This window comes from uncultured Oceanisphaera sp. (assembly GCF_947495715.1).
Lineage (GTDB): Bacteria > Pseudomonadota > Gammaproteobacteria > Enterobacterales > Aeromonadaceae > Oceanimonas > Oceanimonas sediminis.
The window spans coordinates 20607-37582 of sequence record NZ_CANLZU010000007.1; the positions used below are offsets into that span (position 1 = coordinate 20607).

Consider the following 16976-nt stretch of genomic DNA (forward strand, 5'->3'; position numbering starts at 1 on the left):
ATCCTGCTGAACAATAATTAAACGATGAGCGATGGCTTTCAGCCCTCACCCGGTCCGGTATATACCCGGTGAATCTCAAACACCGCTGGCTGCTTTCTCGGTAGCCTCTTGAGCCTGCTCACTTACCCACTCCTGTGCCGGCCCGGTTTCCTGCTCCAGGTCCTGCTTGAGCGCCTTGCACAGGCCGTAAATGGCCATGATCACCACCACCGAGAAGGGCAGTGCCGCAACAATGGAGGCCGTTTGCAGGGCCTTCAGCCCACCGGCGAACAGCAACACGGCCGACACCCCGCCAATCGCGATGCCCCAGAACACCCGGTAGCGGGCCGGTGGATGCTCGTGCCCCATCGAAATCAGGGTACAGATAACCAGGGTGGCGGAGTCGGCCGAGGTTACGAAATAGGTCACCAGCATGATGGTGCAGACGATGGCAAACAGCATGGTCAGCGCCTGGCCCAGATCGAGAAACTCGATGGTCTTGAACAAGGCCATGGTGATGTCTTCATTGACCGCCGCCGTTACACCGCCATTGCCGAACAGCTCCATGAACAGGGCGGTATTGCCAAAGATGGTGATCCAGAAGGCACCGAGCACGGTAGGAGCAATCAGCACCCCCAGCACGAACTCCCGAATCGTGCGCCCCCGTGAGATCCGGGCGATAAAGATACCGACGAAGGGTGACCAGGCAATCCACCAGCCCCAGTAAAAGAGAGTCCACCATCCCTGCCAGGGACTTTCAGGATCCGGATTGACCCAGAAGCCCAGCTCCACCGCATGAAACAGGTAGTCACCCATATTGGTAAAAAAGGATCCCAGCAGATAGGCGGTCGGGCCGAAGACAATAAACAGGGCCAGAATCAGCACCGTCAGGTGCATGTTCAGCTCGCTGAGGATTCGAATCCCCTTGTTGACGCCGGTCAGCGCCGAAATGGTGGCAATAATGGAAATGACGGCGATCAGAATGGCCTGGTTGCCACTCGATACCTCGATGCCGGTGAGATACTGCAACCCGGCGTTGATTTGCTGCGCCCCCAATCCCAGAGAGGTCGCGATGCCGAAAACCGTGCCGAACACGGCCAGCAGATCGGCCGCATGGCCGATGGGACCATAGATACGCTCACCGAAAATCGGATAGAGACTGGAACGAATCGACAGCGGTAGTCCCTTGCGATAGGAAAAATAGGCCAATACCAGCCCCATTACCGCAAACAGACCCCAACCATGCAGCCCCCAGTGAAAAATGGAGATACGCATGGCAACCTGAGCCGCCTCCACCGTCATCTGTTCACCTTCGGCAATCAGCGGGTTGCTTTGAAAATGATATATGGGTTCGGCAATGCTCCAGAACAGAATTCCTATTCCGATTCCGGCACCGAACAACATGGAAAACCAGGAAAAATTACTGAACTCGGGCTTTTCATCATCCTTTCCCAGCCGTATGCTGCCGTAACGGCTGAAAATAAGCCAAATAGCGAAAAATAATGTAAAACTGACCAATCCGATATAATACCAGGCCAACTCTCTGGCAATGAAATCCTTGGCCGACGTGTAAATAGCATTGGCATATTCTGGATTGATTACCGTAAACAATACAAACGCGATCACCAGTATTGCCGAACCAAATACCATGACCGGATGGCCCCGTGATAATAGTCCTTTATCTTTTTCCAAAATGAAGTCCTCTCATTTATTCACCCTGGCCATCACCGGTCACCCCAGGTGCCGTTATGATGGACTCTGTCGCTATCAGCCTCGCCGTCATCTACCAGTTTGCCCTGACTCAGCGGAGAAGCCCTGATGCCGCACCGATTGTTATCGAAATGTGAAGGGGTGAGAAGCAATAAAAAAACGGCCTCAGGTCATAGAATATTTATGGCCTGGCCGGCTGGCTACTGGTGTAAACAGGTCTGGCGGCCCGTAACATCCGGATTGATAACGATACTCACCCCATGGTTCACGGATCTGTCTCTCGGGAGCGAAGACAACGCCATCACCATAATCCCTGTTTGAATTCCCAAGTTAACGAACCCCCAAGCATGGAGCATGAAAGAGTGTAAAGTGACTGGATCTGCACAGCCACACAAAGAACCGACGGCCTCGGCAACGATTACCTTTCTTTTTTTTCTTTATCCCGCATACAAAAATACATTCACTCCCTTTACTTAAAAAAATAAAAATCAACGAGTAAAAGAAGAATTGCTGACCAATAAATAAAATGATGGCTCAGGGTTATTTTTTATTGCTGGTTTCCGGTTTTTTTCAACCCTAGTATCACCCCTGCCAAGCAGGCATTAAGAAACATACATCCACCAGTGCCGACTCCGGTGCATTGGCAGGTCCAATGAGCGGCAGGGTTTAAGACAAGCTGAATTAAAAAGGATAGATAAGCATGAAACAGGAAAATCAATTGCCCTTGTCAGGTGTCCGCGTTGTTGACTTTGGTCAGCAGATTGCCGGTCCGGCTGTTGCCATGATACTTGCCGATCTCGGCGCTACCGTTGTTCATGTCGATCCCCCTACAGGCCCGCAATGGGATCATCCGGCCAATGCCGTTCTCAACCGGAACAAGAGCTGCCTGCGTCTGGATCTCAAAACCGCTTCCGGGCTGGAACAGGCGTTTTCCCTGATAGATCAGGCCGATGTGGTGATCGAAAACTTCCGGCCGGGGGTAATGAAAAAGCTGGGAATAGACTTCGAACAACTGCGCACGGCACGCCCGGAACTGGTGACTCTGTCTCTCCCCGGATTTGCCAGCAATGACCAGCTGCGTCGCGAATGGAAAGCCACCGAAGCGGTGGTGGCAGCGACCTCGGGCGCCTTTACCGACATGGGCTTCAACCGGGTGCTGATGGGCCTTAACCCCAGCTTCTCTCCGCTGCCTTTGGGCTCGGCCTATGCCACAACTCTGGCAGCCAGCTCGGTAGTCATGGCGCTACTGGCCCGGGAAAAGACCGGCCGAGGCGATACCATAGAAGTGCCCATCGCCGCCGCACTGATGGAAGGCCTGTCCTACAACTCTATCGTCATAGAGGGTATGCCGGATCGCTACAAGACCATGCGTGAAGAAGAAATCGAACGCAGAAAGGCGGCCAATCAGCCGATGGATGTCAGCTACGAGGATCTGCAGGAATATCTCGATCCCTTCTACCGTACCTATGAATGTGCCGACGGCCGCATGTTCTATGTGGTGTGTCCGTCGCACCGCAACCATGCCAAACGCTGCCTGCAGGCGCTAGGCCTGTATGATCAGCTGGTCGCTGATGGTCTGCCAGACGTGGAAGATTTGTACCTGCCAATCGCCGAGTGGAAGGGCGAAACCTCCATCGGCGTCTACCCTCTGCCGAAGAAGTGGGCCGATATTATCTCCGTCCGGATGAAAGAAGTCTTCCTGACCAAAACCTCGACCGAATGGGGCCGGGTGTTCGGTGAAGGTCAGATCCCCGGTGCGCCTCACAGAACCACTCAAGAGTGGGTTAACGACGAGCACACCAATGCCTCCGGCCTGATTGTGGAAGTGGAAGATCCCGAGTTCGGATTGATGAAGCAGCCCGGTCCCGTCACCTGGCTGGAAGAGTCAGCGGAGCAGATGCTGTCTCCTCGTCCGAGAAAAAAGGTCAGCTTCGAGCAGGCCCTGGCCGAACTGTCTGCGGTGGCAAAGCAGGAAGTCGTTACCCGCCCCCGGGGCAAAGACATCAAGTCAGCAAGCCAGAAAGGCTGGCTGGACGGCCTGAAAGTACTGGATCTGACCAACGTCATCGCCGGGCCTCATTCCACCGCTTTTCTGGGCCGCTTCGGTGCCGATGTCATCAAACTGGACCCGGTCACTCCCTTTTATGACCCGCTGATCGGTACCCTGTTCAGCTTCCAGACCGGCATGGGCAAGAAGAGTGCCCTGGTGGACATCACCTCGCCGGAAGGCAAGGAGGCTTTCCACCGGCTGGTATGCTCTGTCGATATGGTGGTGATCAACGCTCCCGAACGCCAGATGAAACCGCTGGGGCTCGATCACGACAGCCTGCAAGCCATCAATCCTGGCGTGTTGTTCTGTCGCCTGGACTGTCTGGGTGGACCCCGTCGCGGCCCCAAGACAGACTACATCGGCTACGACGATATCATTCAGGCCAACAGCGGTATCATGAGCCGTTTCGGTGGCCCGGAAACCCCGGAAGAACACGCTCACCTGGGCACTCTGGATGTAAACTGCGGCTTTGCCGGCGGCCTCGGCATGGCAGTGTCGCTCTATCACCAGCTGAAAACAGGTGCCGTTTCCCGGGCCCGAACCTCGCTGTCGGCCATCACCAATCTGGCACAGGTTTCCTTTGCCTTCGATTATCAGGGCCGTGGCCCCTTCAACGAGCCTTCGGGCCGGGAAGTGCTGGGCAACCATGCCTTGTCGCATTTCTATCAAACCGGTGATGGCTGGGTCTTCCTGGATGCCAACCCGTCCGAGCTTGATAAGTTGGCCGGAGTGGAAGGTCTGGCAGGCATCAAGGACGCGGAAAATACGGCTGAATTCCTGACGGCAACCTTCAAGACGGCAACTTCCGACTATTGGGTGAATGTGCTGCACGCCGCCGATATTGCTGCCGCCAGGCCGCTCAGTATCGAAGAGCTGCGGGAATCATACACCCGCGAAGCCGACGGGAAAGTGGGGGCAGACAAGGGCAGCTACGCTTTCTCTGTCTACGACAACCACCCCAGTGGCCATCGAGTGACCCAAATCGATCATTACTCGATTCGTCCTGCCGAAGCATCGGTCGTCGCCCTGACCCCGACCGAGCAGTTTGGCCATTCTACCCGCGTCATTCTGGCCGAGGTTGGTTACAGCGAAGAGGAAATCGACACCATGCTGGCCACCCGAATCGCCGGTGAAGCCTGGGGACGTGACTATCTGCCCGGCTGATTTTCACCCACTCTAGAAGCTGATCCGCCGGATTAGCTTCCCCACATCCTGCCAATCGGGCTAGCCCTCGATTGGCAGGATTTTTAATATGGGTAACGGAATCGGAAACCGAGTCTCCCTCGGCAGCTTCCTATTGAGAACCCTGCTGCAGATTCGGTCAGTCCATTCGGGTTATCTTATTGGCCCATGGACAGCAGGCTCAGGATTAGCATATGTCGAAACACCTTCACTTCCGTCGTCTCCCACCCCTGAATTCCCTCAAGGGCTTCGAGTCTACCGCGCGTTTGAACAGTGCCTCCAGGGCTGCCGAAGAATTGCATATCACACCGCCGGCCATTACCCATCAAATACAGTCTCTGGAGCAGAGTCTGGGAGTTGATCTGTTTTTACGGGTAGGCAGAAAACTGATCCTGACAGATGCAGGAAAGACACTCTATCCCTACGCTCTGCAAGCACTCAGTGAGGTGAGAAAAGGGGTGGAAGCCCTCAGCAATAACATAAACGAGCCCATGCCCCTGCGTATACAGACCTATGTCACCGCAGCCATTCGCTGGCTGGCTCCCAGAATTTCCCGCTTTCAGCAGCGTCATCCCGATATTCAGATCAAGCTGGACGGCAGCGCCAGCTGGCAATTCGACGATGAACATGAAGATGTGGGAATCATCTTTCTCGAGAGACCACCGGAAGAGGAGTTTTGCTGGCACCCACTGTTTCCCTACCAGTTAATTCCTACCTGCACTCCTGAGTTACTGAACAGGCTGAATAGCCCGGCTAGTGCCAAAAGCATCATGGAACTGCCACTGATATCGGTTCATACCGAAGAGCAGTACTGGGAAATGTGGCTGGGTTCCGCCGGTATCGGTTTCGACAAGCTGAATCGACCATTGACCGTGGATACACTGGCAAGTGCCCTGGAGATGGCTCTGAATCATGAAGGCGTGGTACTGACCAATGGACCTTTTGCACAGAGGGAGCTGCAACAGGGCAGCCTGGTACAGCCATTCGGACATAAACTGCTCCTGGGGCACTGGGGGGTAATCTACCGTAGAGATACCCCAAGATTGCAACACATCAATGCTTTTTTAGACTGGCTAACAGAAGAAACACGCCATTTACAAACCGATTGCTAACGCACCAGCCAAAACATGGCGACCATGTGATGTAGGATGCCGCTCCGATCTGCATCGAGCTCGCCGGCCTTCCCCCTTGTGTTGATGGAATTTCCCTGCTCAATGGCCGGATGCAGCCGGCTCCTCCTTTCCTCATACAATTCTTGCCACCCAACCCCATACAACTCATAAAAATCAAAACCTTATAAAAACCGCCTTGCCAGATCAGCCGTCATTTAAGGAAAAGTTAATAACCGGTTAGATTTAATTCAATTGTTAATTATTTGTTTGAATTTTAACATTCATCCATCAACCAGCAGGGCTCCAGCACGGTTGTGGGTAGATAAATCACGGACTTTTTTACAACATTTAATTGGATATATAAGGATCGATTATGAAGATTGGATTTATCGGTTTGGGGAATGTCGGTGGCAAACTGGCCGGCAGCTTGCTGCGTAATGGTTATGATGTGACCGTGCGGGATCTGGATCCGGGTTTGGTGAGTCAGTTCATCGATCGGGGCGCCTCCAGTGCCGGCTCACCCAAAGAGCTGGCAAAAAAGGTAGATATTATTGTCACCTGCCTTCCCTCGCCCGAGGCCTGCTCCCAGGTGATGGAAGCGGAAGACGGCATTCTGGCCGGCTTGAGCGAAGGCAAGATCTGGCTGGAAATGAGTACTACCGACGAATCCGAAATCAAGCGTATAGGGGCGCTGGTGGAAGCAAAAGGCGCCATGCCGGTAGACTGCCCGGTTTCGGGTGGCTGCCATAGAGCAGCCACCGGCAACATCTCTATTTTCGCTGGCTGTGAACGCGCCACTTTCGAAAAAGTACTGCCGGTACTGACTACCATGGGCCGCCGTATCCTGCATACGGGCCCTCTGGGTTCCGCTTCGACCCTCAAGGTAGTGACCAACTATCTCTGCACCGTCCATCTGGGAGCATTGGCAGAAGCCTTCGTGGTCGCCAAGAAACTGGGTATGGATATGAACGTCACCTACGAAGCCATCAAGGCTTCTTCCGGAAACTCCTTCGTACACGAAACCGAATCCCAGGTCATCCTCAATGGCAGCCGTGATATCAGCTTCACCATGGATTTGGTGGTCAAGGATGTAGGTCTGTTCAATGAACTGGGCAAACGCAATGAGGTGCCACTGGAAATATCCCCGGTACTGCTGAATATCTTCAAAGATGGTCAGAACCGCTTCGGGCCGCGAGAGTTTTCTCCCAATATCATCAAACGCCTGGAACAGGCCTGCGATCTCCAGGTGCTGGGACACGGCTTCCCGGCTGAAATGGTCGATGATGAACCAGAAGAAGCGGGCTATGAGATCATCGTTGCGGGCCGCCATCACGGCTGAACACCGTTAACCCCTTTAGTGCTAACCGGGGCGGTCGTCTCCGCCCCGAAAACACGCTGAAAATAGCGGTAACACCCTGTTAGATGTAATGTGCAACATAATAAAAATAGGGAAGAGTCATGAAAAGAATAAGGAAAGTTCCATTCATACTGCCATTCGGCATCCTGTTTACCGGTATTATCGCCAATCTCGTCAATGAAGAAGCCTCCCAGGCCGTTATCATGAAAATGAATAACTGGGTTGTCGGCGAGTTTGGCTGGTTGCTCAGTATCAGCTCCGTCCTGTTCGTCTTAACCTGTGCCGTCGCCTACTTCTCGCCCCTCGGCCATGTGCGTATCGGTGGAGAAAATGCCACCCCATTACTCTCCAAATTGAACTGGTTCTCCATCACCCTCTGCACGACCATCGCCGTCGGCTTACTGTTCTGGTCTACCGCCGAACCGATTTACCATGTCTACAGCCCGCCCGAGTCATTGGGTATTACACCGAATACGGACGAGGCAAGAAAGTTTGCCTTCTCAACCATGTTTCTGCACTGGTCATTTACCCCCTATGCCATCTATACCATACCGGCTCTGGTATTTGCCCTGTCCTTCTATAACCTGAAAAAAGAAAAGTCCATCGGTGGCTTCCTGTCACCCCTTTTTGGCCGCTTTACCCAGGGTATCTGGGGCCAGCTGATCGATGCAATTGCACTCTTTGCCGTTATCACCGGTATCGCTTCCGGCCTGGGCCAGGGGTTGCTGACGCTGGCCGGTGGCCTCAATAGATTTGTCGGGGTCGGCACTTCTCCTCTGGTACTCGCTATTATTGCAGCCCTGATCATCGCCACCGTGGTGGTTTCTGCCGTCAGCGGCCTGATGAAAGGCATTCGTATCCTGTCTGATCTCAACGTGAAGTTTTTCATCGGGCTGGCTGTCTTCGTCATCGTCGTCGGCCCTACCGGATACTCATTGTCGGCCGGTGTAGATGGTTTCGGTGACTACACCACCAACTTTTTCCAGAAAAGCTTCTTTACCGGTGAGTTGGGTGATGACGAGTGGCCAAAATGGTGGACCAATTTCTACTGGGCCCAGTGGCTCACCTGGGCGCCGGTCAGTGCCCTGTTTCTCGGCCACATAGCGCGCGGCTATACGGTGCGCCAGTTTATCCTCACCGTCATGGTATTCCCCGCCCTGTTTTCCATTTCCTGGATGACCATCTTCGGGGGCATGTCCATGTACTTCGATGAAATGTCCGGCGGCGCAGTCAAGCAGATACTGGATGAAAACGGGGTAGAAGGTATCATCTATTACATATTCGACCAGTTGCCCTTCAGTGGCATCATCACCTTTGCCTTCCTGATCATCACCTTTGTCTCCTTCGTTACCGCTGCCGACTCCAGCACCGAGGCCATCGCAGCACTCTGTCTGAAAAGTGACAGTGAAGAAAATGAAACCATGGCGTCCACTTCCAAGACCAGTTTCTGGCTGAAAGTCATGATCGCTGGCACCATCGGCTTCGTCGCCTGGTCGATGACCTCGTTCGCCGGTATCACGGGAGTCAAGATCCTCGCCAACCTCGGTATGCTGCCCAGTCTGCTGATTGTGCTCGGTTCCATGTTTACCCTGTGGCTGATGATAGCCAGATGTACACAGGCCACACGCCCGACCACACAGGATTTACAGGTATGCATGAGCAGCAATGATGAACCTGACAATTCCCTGTTTAACAAGGCACCGACGACCAATATGCAACTGCAGCCCTCGGCAACAATTGAACGCTGAGCATGAATACACTCGAGAAAACCAATTAAGACTTCAGGAGTCATCTCATGAAAGTAATTGATTCACTCTATATCAATGGGCAATGGCAGAAAGCGCACGGCAACGACACAGTCCTGGTAACCAACCCGGCCACCGAACAGACCTGTGTCTCCATACCAAAGGGAGACAAAGTTGATGTCAATGCCGCCGTCTCAGCCGCCCGTCATGCACTGCCCGGCTGGTCGGCGACTACGGCTCAGCACCGCGCAGAGTTGATGTTGGCAGTTGCCTGCGAAATGGAAAATCGTTATCAGGATCTGATCGATGCCCACATGGAAACCATGGGCTGCCCACGCCATCTCGCCGGGGATCTCCATGTAGATGCAGCCATTGAAGGGATGCGCTATTACGCCAGTCAGGCCCATATCATGGATCAGGTGGAAGAACGCGGTGAAGTGCTTATTCTGAAGGAAGCCGTCGGAGTCTGCGCCTTTATCAATCCCTGGAACTATCCCCTGCATCAATTAATCGGCAAGGTTGCCCCCGCCCTGGCCGCCGGCTGTACCATCATCGCCAAACCGGCCGAACAGACACCGCTGCAGGATCTCATCATGGCGGAAATATTCCACAAGGTGGGTTTGCCAGCCGGTGTATTCAATCTGGTGTTTGGTTCCGGTCGTGAAATCGGCCCCTTGATGTCCAACCATCCACAGGTCGATATGGTGTCGTTTACCGGCTCCACTGCGGCAGGCATTCAGGTAGCCACCGCTGCCGCGCCGACAGTCAAGCGGGTCTGCCAGGAACTGGGTGGAAAATCGGCCCTGATTATCACCGAAGATGCGGATCTGGCAGCAGCGATACGCTACGGCGTCGAAGATGTAATGACCAATAGCGGCCAGACCTGCAATGCCCTGACTCGCATGTACCTGCCCGCCAGTCGCTATCAGGAAGCGGTCAGCCTGGCACAGGATATTGTTCAGGAACAGAAAGTTGGCGACCCGCAAAACGAAACCGTCACCATGGGGCCACTGGCGTCCAAACGCCAGCAGGAAACGGTACTACAGTTTATCCGTCAGGGCGTTGATGAAGGAGCCCGACTGATCGCAGGGGGGGCTGACATGCCGACAGGGTTGGAGAAAGGCGCCTATGTCAGGCCGAGCATCTTTGCCGACGTCACCCAGGAGATGAGCATAGCCCGTGAGGAAATTTTTGGCCCCGTGCTCTGTATGTTGGCCTATGACAACATTGAACAGGCGATCGAGATGGCAAATGACTCCGTGTATGGCCTCTCGTCCGGCGTCTATGCCAAAGACAAGGTCAGCGCTCTGAAAATAGCGAGGCGGCTACAGGCTGGCCAATGCTATATCCAGGGCAGCTACTTCAATATGAATGCTCCCTTCGGCGGCTACAAACAGTCAGGCAATGGCCGGGAATGGGGCAAAGAAGCGCTACATGAATATGTCGAAACCAAAGCCATTATCTGTGGATAGAATGGCACTGCCGTATTCGTTTTAGCCCACAATAAGCTACCTATGGGACAGGTGTCCTTTACCTTGCAACAGTGGCCGCACCTTAAATCTGAAAACGACGAAAAAAAAGCAGCTCCGAGAGCTGCTTTTTTATTTTCCTGTCTGAAAGAACAGTCCCTAAAGATTGAACCGGATCAGATATCCAGGTTGGCGACCTTGAGCGCGTTGGTCTCGATGAATTCGCGACGCGGCTCTACATGGTCACCCATCAGGGTGGAGAACAGCTGATCGGCGGCCACGGCATCTTCGATGGTCACCTGCAGCATGCGACGGGAGCCGGGATCCATGGTGGTTTCCCACAGCTGATCCGGGTTCATCTCGCCCAGCCCCTTGTAACGCTGAACATAGAGGCCACGCTTGCTCTCGTGCATCAGCCATTCCAGGCCTTCGGCGAAGCTGGACACCGCCTTAGTCTTCTCGCCCCGCTTGACGTAACCGCCCTCTTCCATCAGGTTGGCGATACCCTTGCCCAGCGCCACTATGCTGCGATACTCGCCGGAGGCGAAGAAGTCATAGCTGATCGGGAATGCCCGCTCTATGCCGTGCTGACGCACTTTTACCTTGGGCAGATAACAGCTGCGCTCTTCGAAGAAGTCATAGTCCAGCAGATACTCGGCACCGTTGGTGTTGCTGTCTGCCAGCGACTGGTTGATGGCCGCGATCCAGCGCTTGACCTGCTCCTCATCGGTCAGGGCTTCCAGGCTCAGCTCGGGCTGATAAATCAGCTCGTTGAGCACCAGCTCGGGCGCCCGACGTGACAACCGGGTGATCAGCATCTGTACCTTGCGGTAGTCGTTGACCAGCTTCTCGAGATGCTCGCCGCCGATGGCCGGAGCCGACTCGTTCACATGCAGGCTGGCGCCGTCCAGTGCCAGACTGGTCTGGTACTGCAGCATGGCATCTTCGTCTTTCAGGTACTGCTCCTGCTTGCCCTTCTTCACCTTGTACAGCGGCGGCTGGGCGATATAGATGTAGCCGCGCTCGACAATTTCCGGCATCTGCCGGTAGAAGAAGGTCAGCAGCAGGGTACGGATGTGCGCACCATCCACGTCCGCATCGGTCATGATGATGATGTAGTGGTAACGCATCTTGTCGGGGTTGTATTCGTCCCGGCCGATGCCACAGCCCAGGGCGGTGATCAGGGTGGCGACTTCCTGGGAAGACAGCATCTTGTCGAAACGTGCCTTTTCCACGTTCAGGATTTTACCCTTGAGCGGCAGAATCGCCTGATTCTTGCGGTTACGGCCCTGTTTGGCCGAGCCCCCCGCAGAGTCACCCTCCACTATGTAGAGTTCGGACAGCGCCGGGTCTTTTTCCTGACAGTCAGCCAGTTTGCCGGGCAGGCCGGCCAGATCCAGCGCGCCCTTGCGGCGGGTCATGTCGCGTGCCTTGCGCGCCGCTTCCCGGGCCCGGGCCGCATCGATGATCTTGTTGACCACTATCTTGGCGTCACCCGGGTTTTCCAGCAGAAACTCGCTCAGGCGCTCGCCCATGGCCTGCTCGACCGCGGTTTTCACCTCGGACGACACCAGCTTGTCTTTGGTCTGGGACGAGAACTTGGGATCCGGTACCTTGACCGAAATCACCGCCGTCAGGCCTTCACGGGCATCGTCACCGGAGGCCGAGGTCTTGGCCTTCTTGCTGTAGCCTTCCTTGTCCATGAAGCTGTTCAGGGTACGGGTCAGCGCCGCCCGGAAACCGGCCAGGTGGGTACCGCCATCCCGCTGGGGGATATTGTTGGTAAAGCAGAAAATATTTTCCTGATAGGAGTCGTTCCACTGCATCGACACTTCAACCGAGATACCGTCTTCCCGATCTGAGACGAAATGAAACGCCTTGGGATGGATCGGCGTCTTGTTGCGGTTGAGGTACTCGACAAAGGCCTGAATGCCGCCTTCATACTCGAAGTGCACTTCCTTGTTCTCCCGCTCGTCGAGCAGGCGAATGGACACGCCCGAGTTCAGGAACGACAGCTCACGCAGACGCTTGGCCAGGATATCGAAATGAAATTCGGTATTGGTAAAGGTCTCATGGCTGGGCCAGAAGCGGATCAGGGTACCCGACTTGGTGGTATCACCCACCGCCACCAGCGGCGCCTGGGGCTCACCGTGCCGGTAGGTCTGTTCGTGCACCTTGCCGCTGCGCCACACGGTCAGCTGCAGCGTCTCGGACAGGGCGTTAACCACAGACACACCCACGCCGTGCAGGCCGCCGGACACCTTGTAGGAGTTGTCGTCGAACTTGCCGCCGGCGTGCAGCACAGTAAGGATAACCTCGGCGGCGGAGCGGCCTTCTTCTTCGTGCATATCGACCGGAATACCCCGGCCATCATCGGACACGGAAACAGAGCCATCCACGTGAATGGTCACGATAATGTCTTTACAGTGCCCGGCCAGGGCCTCATCTATCGAGTTATCCACCACCTCAAACACCATGTGGTGCAGGCCAGTGCCATCGTCTGTGTCGCCGATATACATGCCCGGACGTTTCCGGACCGCATCCAGACCTTTTAATACCTTAATACTCGAAGAGTCGTAAGTGTGTTCACTCATTGGCTTACTCGCACTCCTGGGTTTCGGTGATTTCACCCTGTGTCACGTGAAACAGCTTGCTGTTATCCCGTGTGATCATCTGACTAAGCTGGGCCACATCGATAGCGGAAACAAATACCTGGGCACCCAGTTCACTTAACCGGTGTGCCAGTAAAGCACGCTTGTGTTCATCCAGCTCAGACGCAAAGTCGTCGATCAAAAAAATGCAGTCCTGTCCGGACCGGGTTTTCAGATAAAGGCCCTGGGCCAGCCGCATGGCGCACACCAGCAACTTGAGCTGGCCGCGCGACAGCAAATCCTGCACCGGCATGCCCCGGGCCTTTATCCTGATCTCTGCCTTGTGCGGTCCGGACTGGGTATAGCCCAGCCCCAGATCCCGCTCAAGGCCCTGCTCCAGTACCTGGGCCAGCGTTGTCTGCCGGTCCCAGCCACGAAAAAAGTCGAACGAAAAATCGTATTCAGGCAGAAAATCTGCCGCTATCAAACGGATGACCGGCTCGATAGCCTCGGCATATTGCTGCCTGAATAGACTCAGCTCTTCACCCACGCCGACCAGTTGCCGATCCCAGTAACTCAGTTCCCGATAGGGTCTTTGCTGTCTTAACAGCGCATTGCGCTGCTTGAGTAACCGACGGTACTGTCCCCAGACGGTAAAAAAGCGGGCATTGGAATAAAACAGCCCCCAATCCAGGTAGGCCCGCCGCAACTTGGGGCCACCGGTCAGTAGATTATACCCTTCCGGGTGGATCAACTGAATGGGTAGAATGTGTGCCAGGTCGGCTAATCGCTCGGCACTACGGCCACCGACCTTGAGACGGGTGTCACCACCGCGGGTTTTACTCAGGCCCACCGGCAGGCTGTCTTCATGCTGCTGCACTCGGGCAAAGAGCGTGAACGCCGGTTCACCCTGCCGAATGACCCGCCCGGTCAGGTGAGTGCGAAAGGAACGGCCAAAGCCCAGATAATGAATGGCTTCCAGAATACTGGTCTTGCCGCTGCCATTGGCGCCCACCAGCAGGTTGATACCGGCGGCCGGCACCAGGCGGCCATGAGGGATATTGCGAAAGTCCTTCAGCTGTAGATTGAGCAGCGCCATGCTTACAATCGCATCGGCATCACCACGTACAGGGCGTCCCCGCTGTCTTCCGCCTCGACCAGACCACTGCTGCTGGCATCCTTGAGGCTGACCTTGACCTTGTCGGACTTGAGGGTACCGAGCACGTCCAGCACATAGGAGACGTTGAAGCCGATTTCCAGATCCGTGCCCTGGTAATCCACATCCAGCACCTCTTCCGCTTCTTCCTGCTCCGGGTTGTTGGCGGTGATTTTCAGCACCTGATCCTTCATGTTCAGCCGCACGCCACGGAATTTCTCGTTCGACAGAATCGCCGCCCGGGAAAAGGCCTGGCGCAGTTCTTCACGGCCGCAGATCAGGGTCTTGTCGCACTCGCGCGGCAGCACCCGGCGATAATCCGGGAAACGACCGTCTACCAGCTTGGAGGTGAAGATAAAACCGGAGGTCACCGCGCGAATGTTGCTTTTGCCGATTTGCAGCCGTACATCCTGATCTTCGTGCTCGAGCAGCTTGACCAGCTCCAGCACCCCCTTGCGCGGCACTATCACCTGCTGGGCCGGCAACTCGTCGGCCAGCAACTGACGCTGACAGGTGGCCAGACGGTGGCCGTCGGTGGCCACGGTGCGCAGCCACTGGCCGTCGGTTTCAAACAGCATGCCGTTGAGGTAATAGCGCACGTCCTGAATGGCCATCGAGAACTGGGTCGATTCAATCAGCTTCTTCAGTGCCAGCTGGTTGATATCGAATTCCAGCTCGGAGCTCCATTCTTCGATATTGGGAAAGTCTTCCGCCGCCAGGGTGGACAGGTTGAAACGGCTGCGCCCGGAACGCAGGATCAGCCGCTCGCCTTCCAGGGTAAATTTCAGCTCGGCGCCATCGGGCAGACCCCGGCAGATATCCAGCATCTTGCGCGCCGGCACCGTGGTGCGACCCGCAGTTACCGAGCCCTGCAGCTCGACCCGTGCCACCATTTCGACTTCGGTGTCGGTACCGGTCATCGACAGGGCGTCGTTCTCGACGCTGAGCAGAATATTGTTGAGGATCGGCAGATTGGGGCGGCCCCCCAGGGCACTGGATACCAATTGCAGGGGTCGCAGTATCGCTTCGCGGCTGATGGTAAACTGCATGGGGTTCTCCGATTCAGGAAGACAGGGTGCGGATAAGATTGGAATAATCTTCCTTTATATCATGACTCTCTTCCCGGAGCTGGCCGATTTTTCGGCAGGCGTGCAGCACGGTAGTGTGATCGCGGCCTCCGAAGGCATCGCCGATTTCGGGCAAAGAATGATTGGTCAGTTCCTTGGCCAGCGCCATGGCCAGCTGACGCGGGCGCGCCACCGAGCGGGAGCGGCGCTTGGACAGCAGGTCGGCCAGCTTTATCTTGTAGTATTCGGCGACCGTCTTCTGAATGTTGTCGATGGTCACCAGCTTTTCCTGCAGCGCCAGCAGGTCTCGCAGCGCCTCGCGCACGAAGTCGATATTGATGGCCCGGCCGGTAAAGTTGGCGTTGGCCATGACCCGGTTCAGGGCCCCTTCCAACTCACGCACGTTGGATCTCAGTCGCTTGGCGATAAAGAAGGCCACCTCGTCGGGCAGGCGCATCTTGTTCTCGTCGGCCTTGCGCATCAGGATCGCGACCCGGGTTTCCAGCTCCGGTGGCTCGATCGCCACCGTCAGGCCCCAGCCGAAGCGGGACTTGAGCCGGTCTTCGACGCCGTTGATCTCTTTGGGATAACGATCCGAGGTGAGGATGATCTGCTGATTGCCTTCGAGCAGCGCATTGAAGGTGTGGAAGAATTCTTCCTGCGAGCGCTCCTTGTTGGCGAAGAACTGAATGTCATCGATCAGCAGCGCATCCACGCTGCGGTAATAGCGTTTGAATTCTTCGATGGCGTTATTCTGCAACGCCTTGACCATGTCCTGCACGAAGCGCTCGGAATGCATGTAGATGACCTTGGCATCGGCCTTGCGGGCGCGAATGCCGTTACCCACCGCATGCAGCAGGTGAGTCTTACCCAGGCCGGTGCCGCCATACAGAAACAGCGGGTTGTAGGCACCGCCCGGATTGTCGGCAACCTGACGGGCTGCGGCCCGGGCCAGCTGGTTCGACTTACCCTCGACGAAGTTGTCGAAGGTATAGTTGGGATTCATGTTGCTCTTGTAGGTGATCTGCGGCCGATCGTCGGCCTGCTCGATCCAGGAGGGGGTGTTCTGCACCCGATTCTGCGCCTTGCCACTGTTGGCACTGCTGCCGCTGTTACTGCTGCTGGTCATCAGGTTGACTGGCGTACGCTTTTTGCCCACCTCGAACTTCATCTGCGGGCAGTTGCTGCCACAAAATTCGCTCAACAGGCCGTTGATCCGCAGCAGATACTTGTCCCGCACCCAGTCGAGTACGAAACGATTGGGGGCAAACAGGGTCAGGGTATTATCGCCCAGCTCCGCCTGCAGCGGCCGGATCCACATACTGAATTCTGCCGAAGGCAATTCATCTTGTAGCCGGTTAAGACACTGCTGCCAAAGCATAGCGCTCATCAGAACTCCTGGAACAAAGGGATCAATCAAGGGGCCGATATTCTACTTATCAAGGGTCCGGATCTCTAGCCGGATCGTCTCGATCCTGTAAAATATGATCCTTGACATCTGTGAATAACTGCAACTTCATGCACAGGATCCTTCTATTTATAAACAAGCTACCCACAC

General features: G+C 55.4%; 10 protein-coding genes. 5 read left to right on the forward strand and 5 right to left on the reverse strand.

Going from position 1 to position 16976, the window contains the following annotated elements:
* Positions 1–75: 75 nt before the first annotated feature.
* The gene (locus Q0753_RS05800; RefSeq protein ID WP_298718428.1) at positions 76–1671 is read right to left on the reverse strand and encodes a BCCT family transporter; all 1596 of its coding nucleotides are present in this window, start codon (positions 1669–1671) and stop codon (positions 76–78) included.
* A 718-nt stretch (positions 1672–2389) separates the two neighbouring features.
* Here Q0753_RS05800 and Q0753_RS05805 point away from each other — a divergent pair.
* From Q0753_RS05805 to Q0753_RS05825, 5 genes are all read left to right on the forward strand, one after another.
* Entirely contained in the window at positions 2390–4903 is a 2514-nt protein-coding gene (locus Q0753_RS05805; protein WP_298718430.1) for a CoA transferase, read from the forward strand.
* A gap of 212 nt (positions 4904–5115) precedes the next feature.
* Complete coding sequence (locus tag Q0753_RS05810; RefSeq protein WP_298718432.1) at positions 5116–6033, forward strand: LysR substrate-binding domain-containing protein; 918 nt, start codon at positions 5116–5118, stop codon at positions 6031–6033.
* Between the two features lie 373 nt (positions 6034–6406).
* Positions 6407–7372, forward strand: coding sequence for an NAD(P)-dependent oxidoreductase (locus Q0753_RS05815; RefSeq protein ID WP_298718434.1), 966 nt, complete (start codon positions 6407–6409; stop codon positions 7370–7372).
* A 119-nt stretch (positions 7373–7491) separates the two neighbouring features.
* Positions 7492–9138 carry a BCCT family transporter gene (locus Q0753_RS05820; RefSeq protein WP_298718436.1) on the forward strand — a complete coding sequence of 549 codons (1647 nt, stop codon included), beginning with the start codon at positions 7492–7494 and terminating at the stop codon, positions 9136–9138.
* Between the two features lie 47 nt (positions 9139–9185).
* Positions 9186–10607: an aldehyde dehydrogenase family protein gene (locus tag Q0753_RS05825; RefSeq protein ID WP_298718438.1), complete on the forward strand. Its 1422-nt coding sequence runs from the start codon at positions 9186–9188 to the stop codon at positions 10605–10607.
* 173 nt (positions 10608–10780) lie between these two features.
* On the opposite strand, the gene gyrB is transcribed toward Q0753_RS05825, so the two are convergent.
* From gyrB to dnaA, 4 genes are read right to left on the reverse strand one after another with little or no spacing between them, the layout of a single operon-like run.
* Positions 10781–13198 carry a DNA topoisomerase (ATP-hydrolyzing) subunit B gene (gene gyrB, locus Q0753_RS05830; RefSeq protein ID WP_298718440.1) on the reverse strand — a complete coding sequence of 806 codons (2418 nt, stop codon included), beginning with the start codon at positions 13196–13198 and terminating at the stop codon, positions 10781–10783.
* 4 nt (positions 13199–13202) lie between these two features.
* Complete coding sequence (gene recF / locus Q0753_RS05835; protein ID WP_298718442.1) at positions 13203–14294, reverse strand: DNA replication/repair protein RecF; 1092 nt, start codon at positions 14292–14294, stop codon at positions 13203–13205.
* Positions 14295–14296: 2 nt separating this feature from the next.
* The gene (gene dnaN, locus Q0753_RS05840) at positions 14297–15400 is read right to left on the reverse strand and encodes a DNA polymerase III subunit beta (RefSeq protein WP_298718444.1); all 1104 of its coding nucleotides are present in this window, start codon (positions 15398–15400) and stop codon (positions 14297–14299) included.
* A gap of 13 nt (positions 15401–15413) precedes the next feature.
* Positions 15414–16808, reverse strand: a complete 1395-nt coding sequence (dnaA, locus tag Q0753_RS05845; protein ID WP_298718447.1) for a chromosomal replication initiator protein DnaA — start codon at positions 16806–16808, stop codon at positions 15414–15416.
* Positions 16809–16976: the final 168 nt, after the last annotated feature.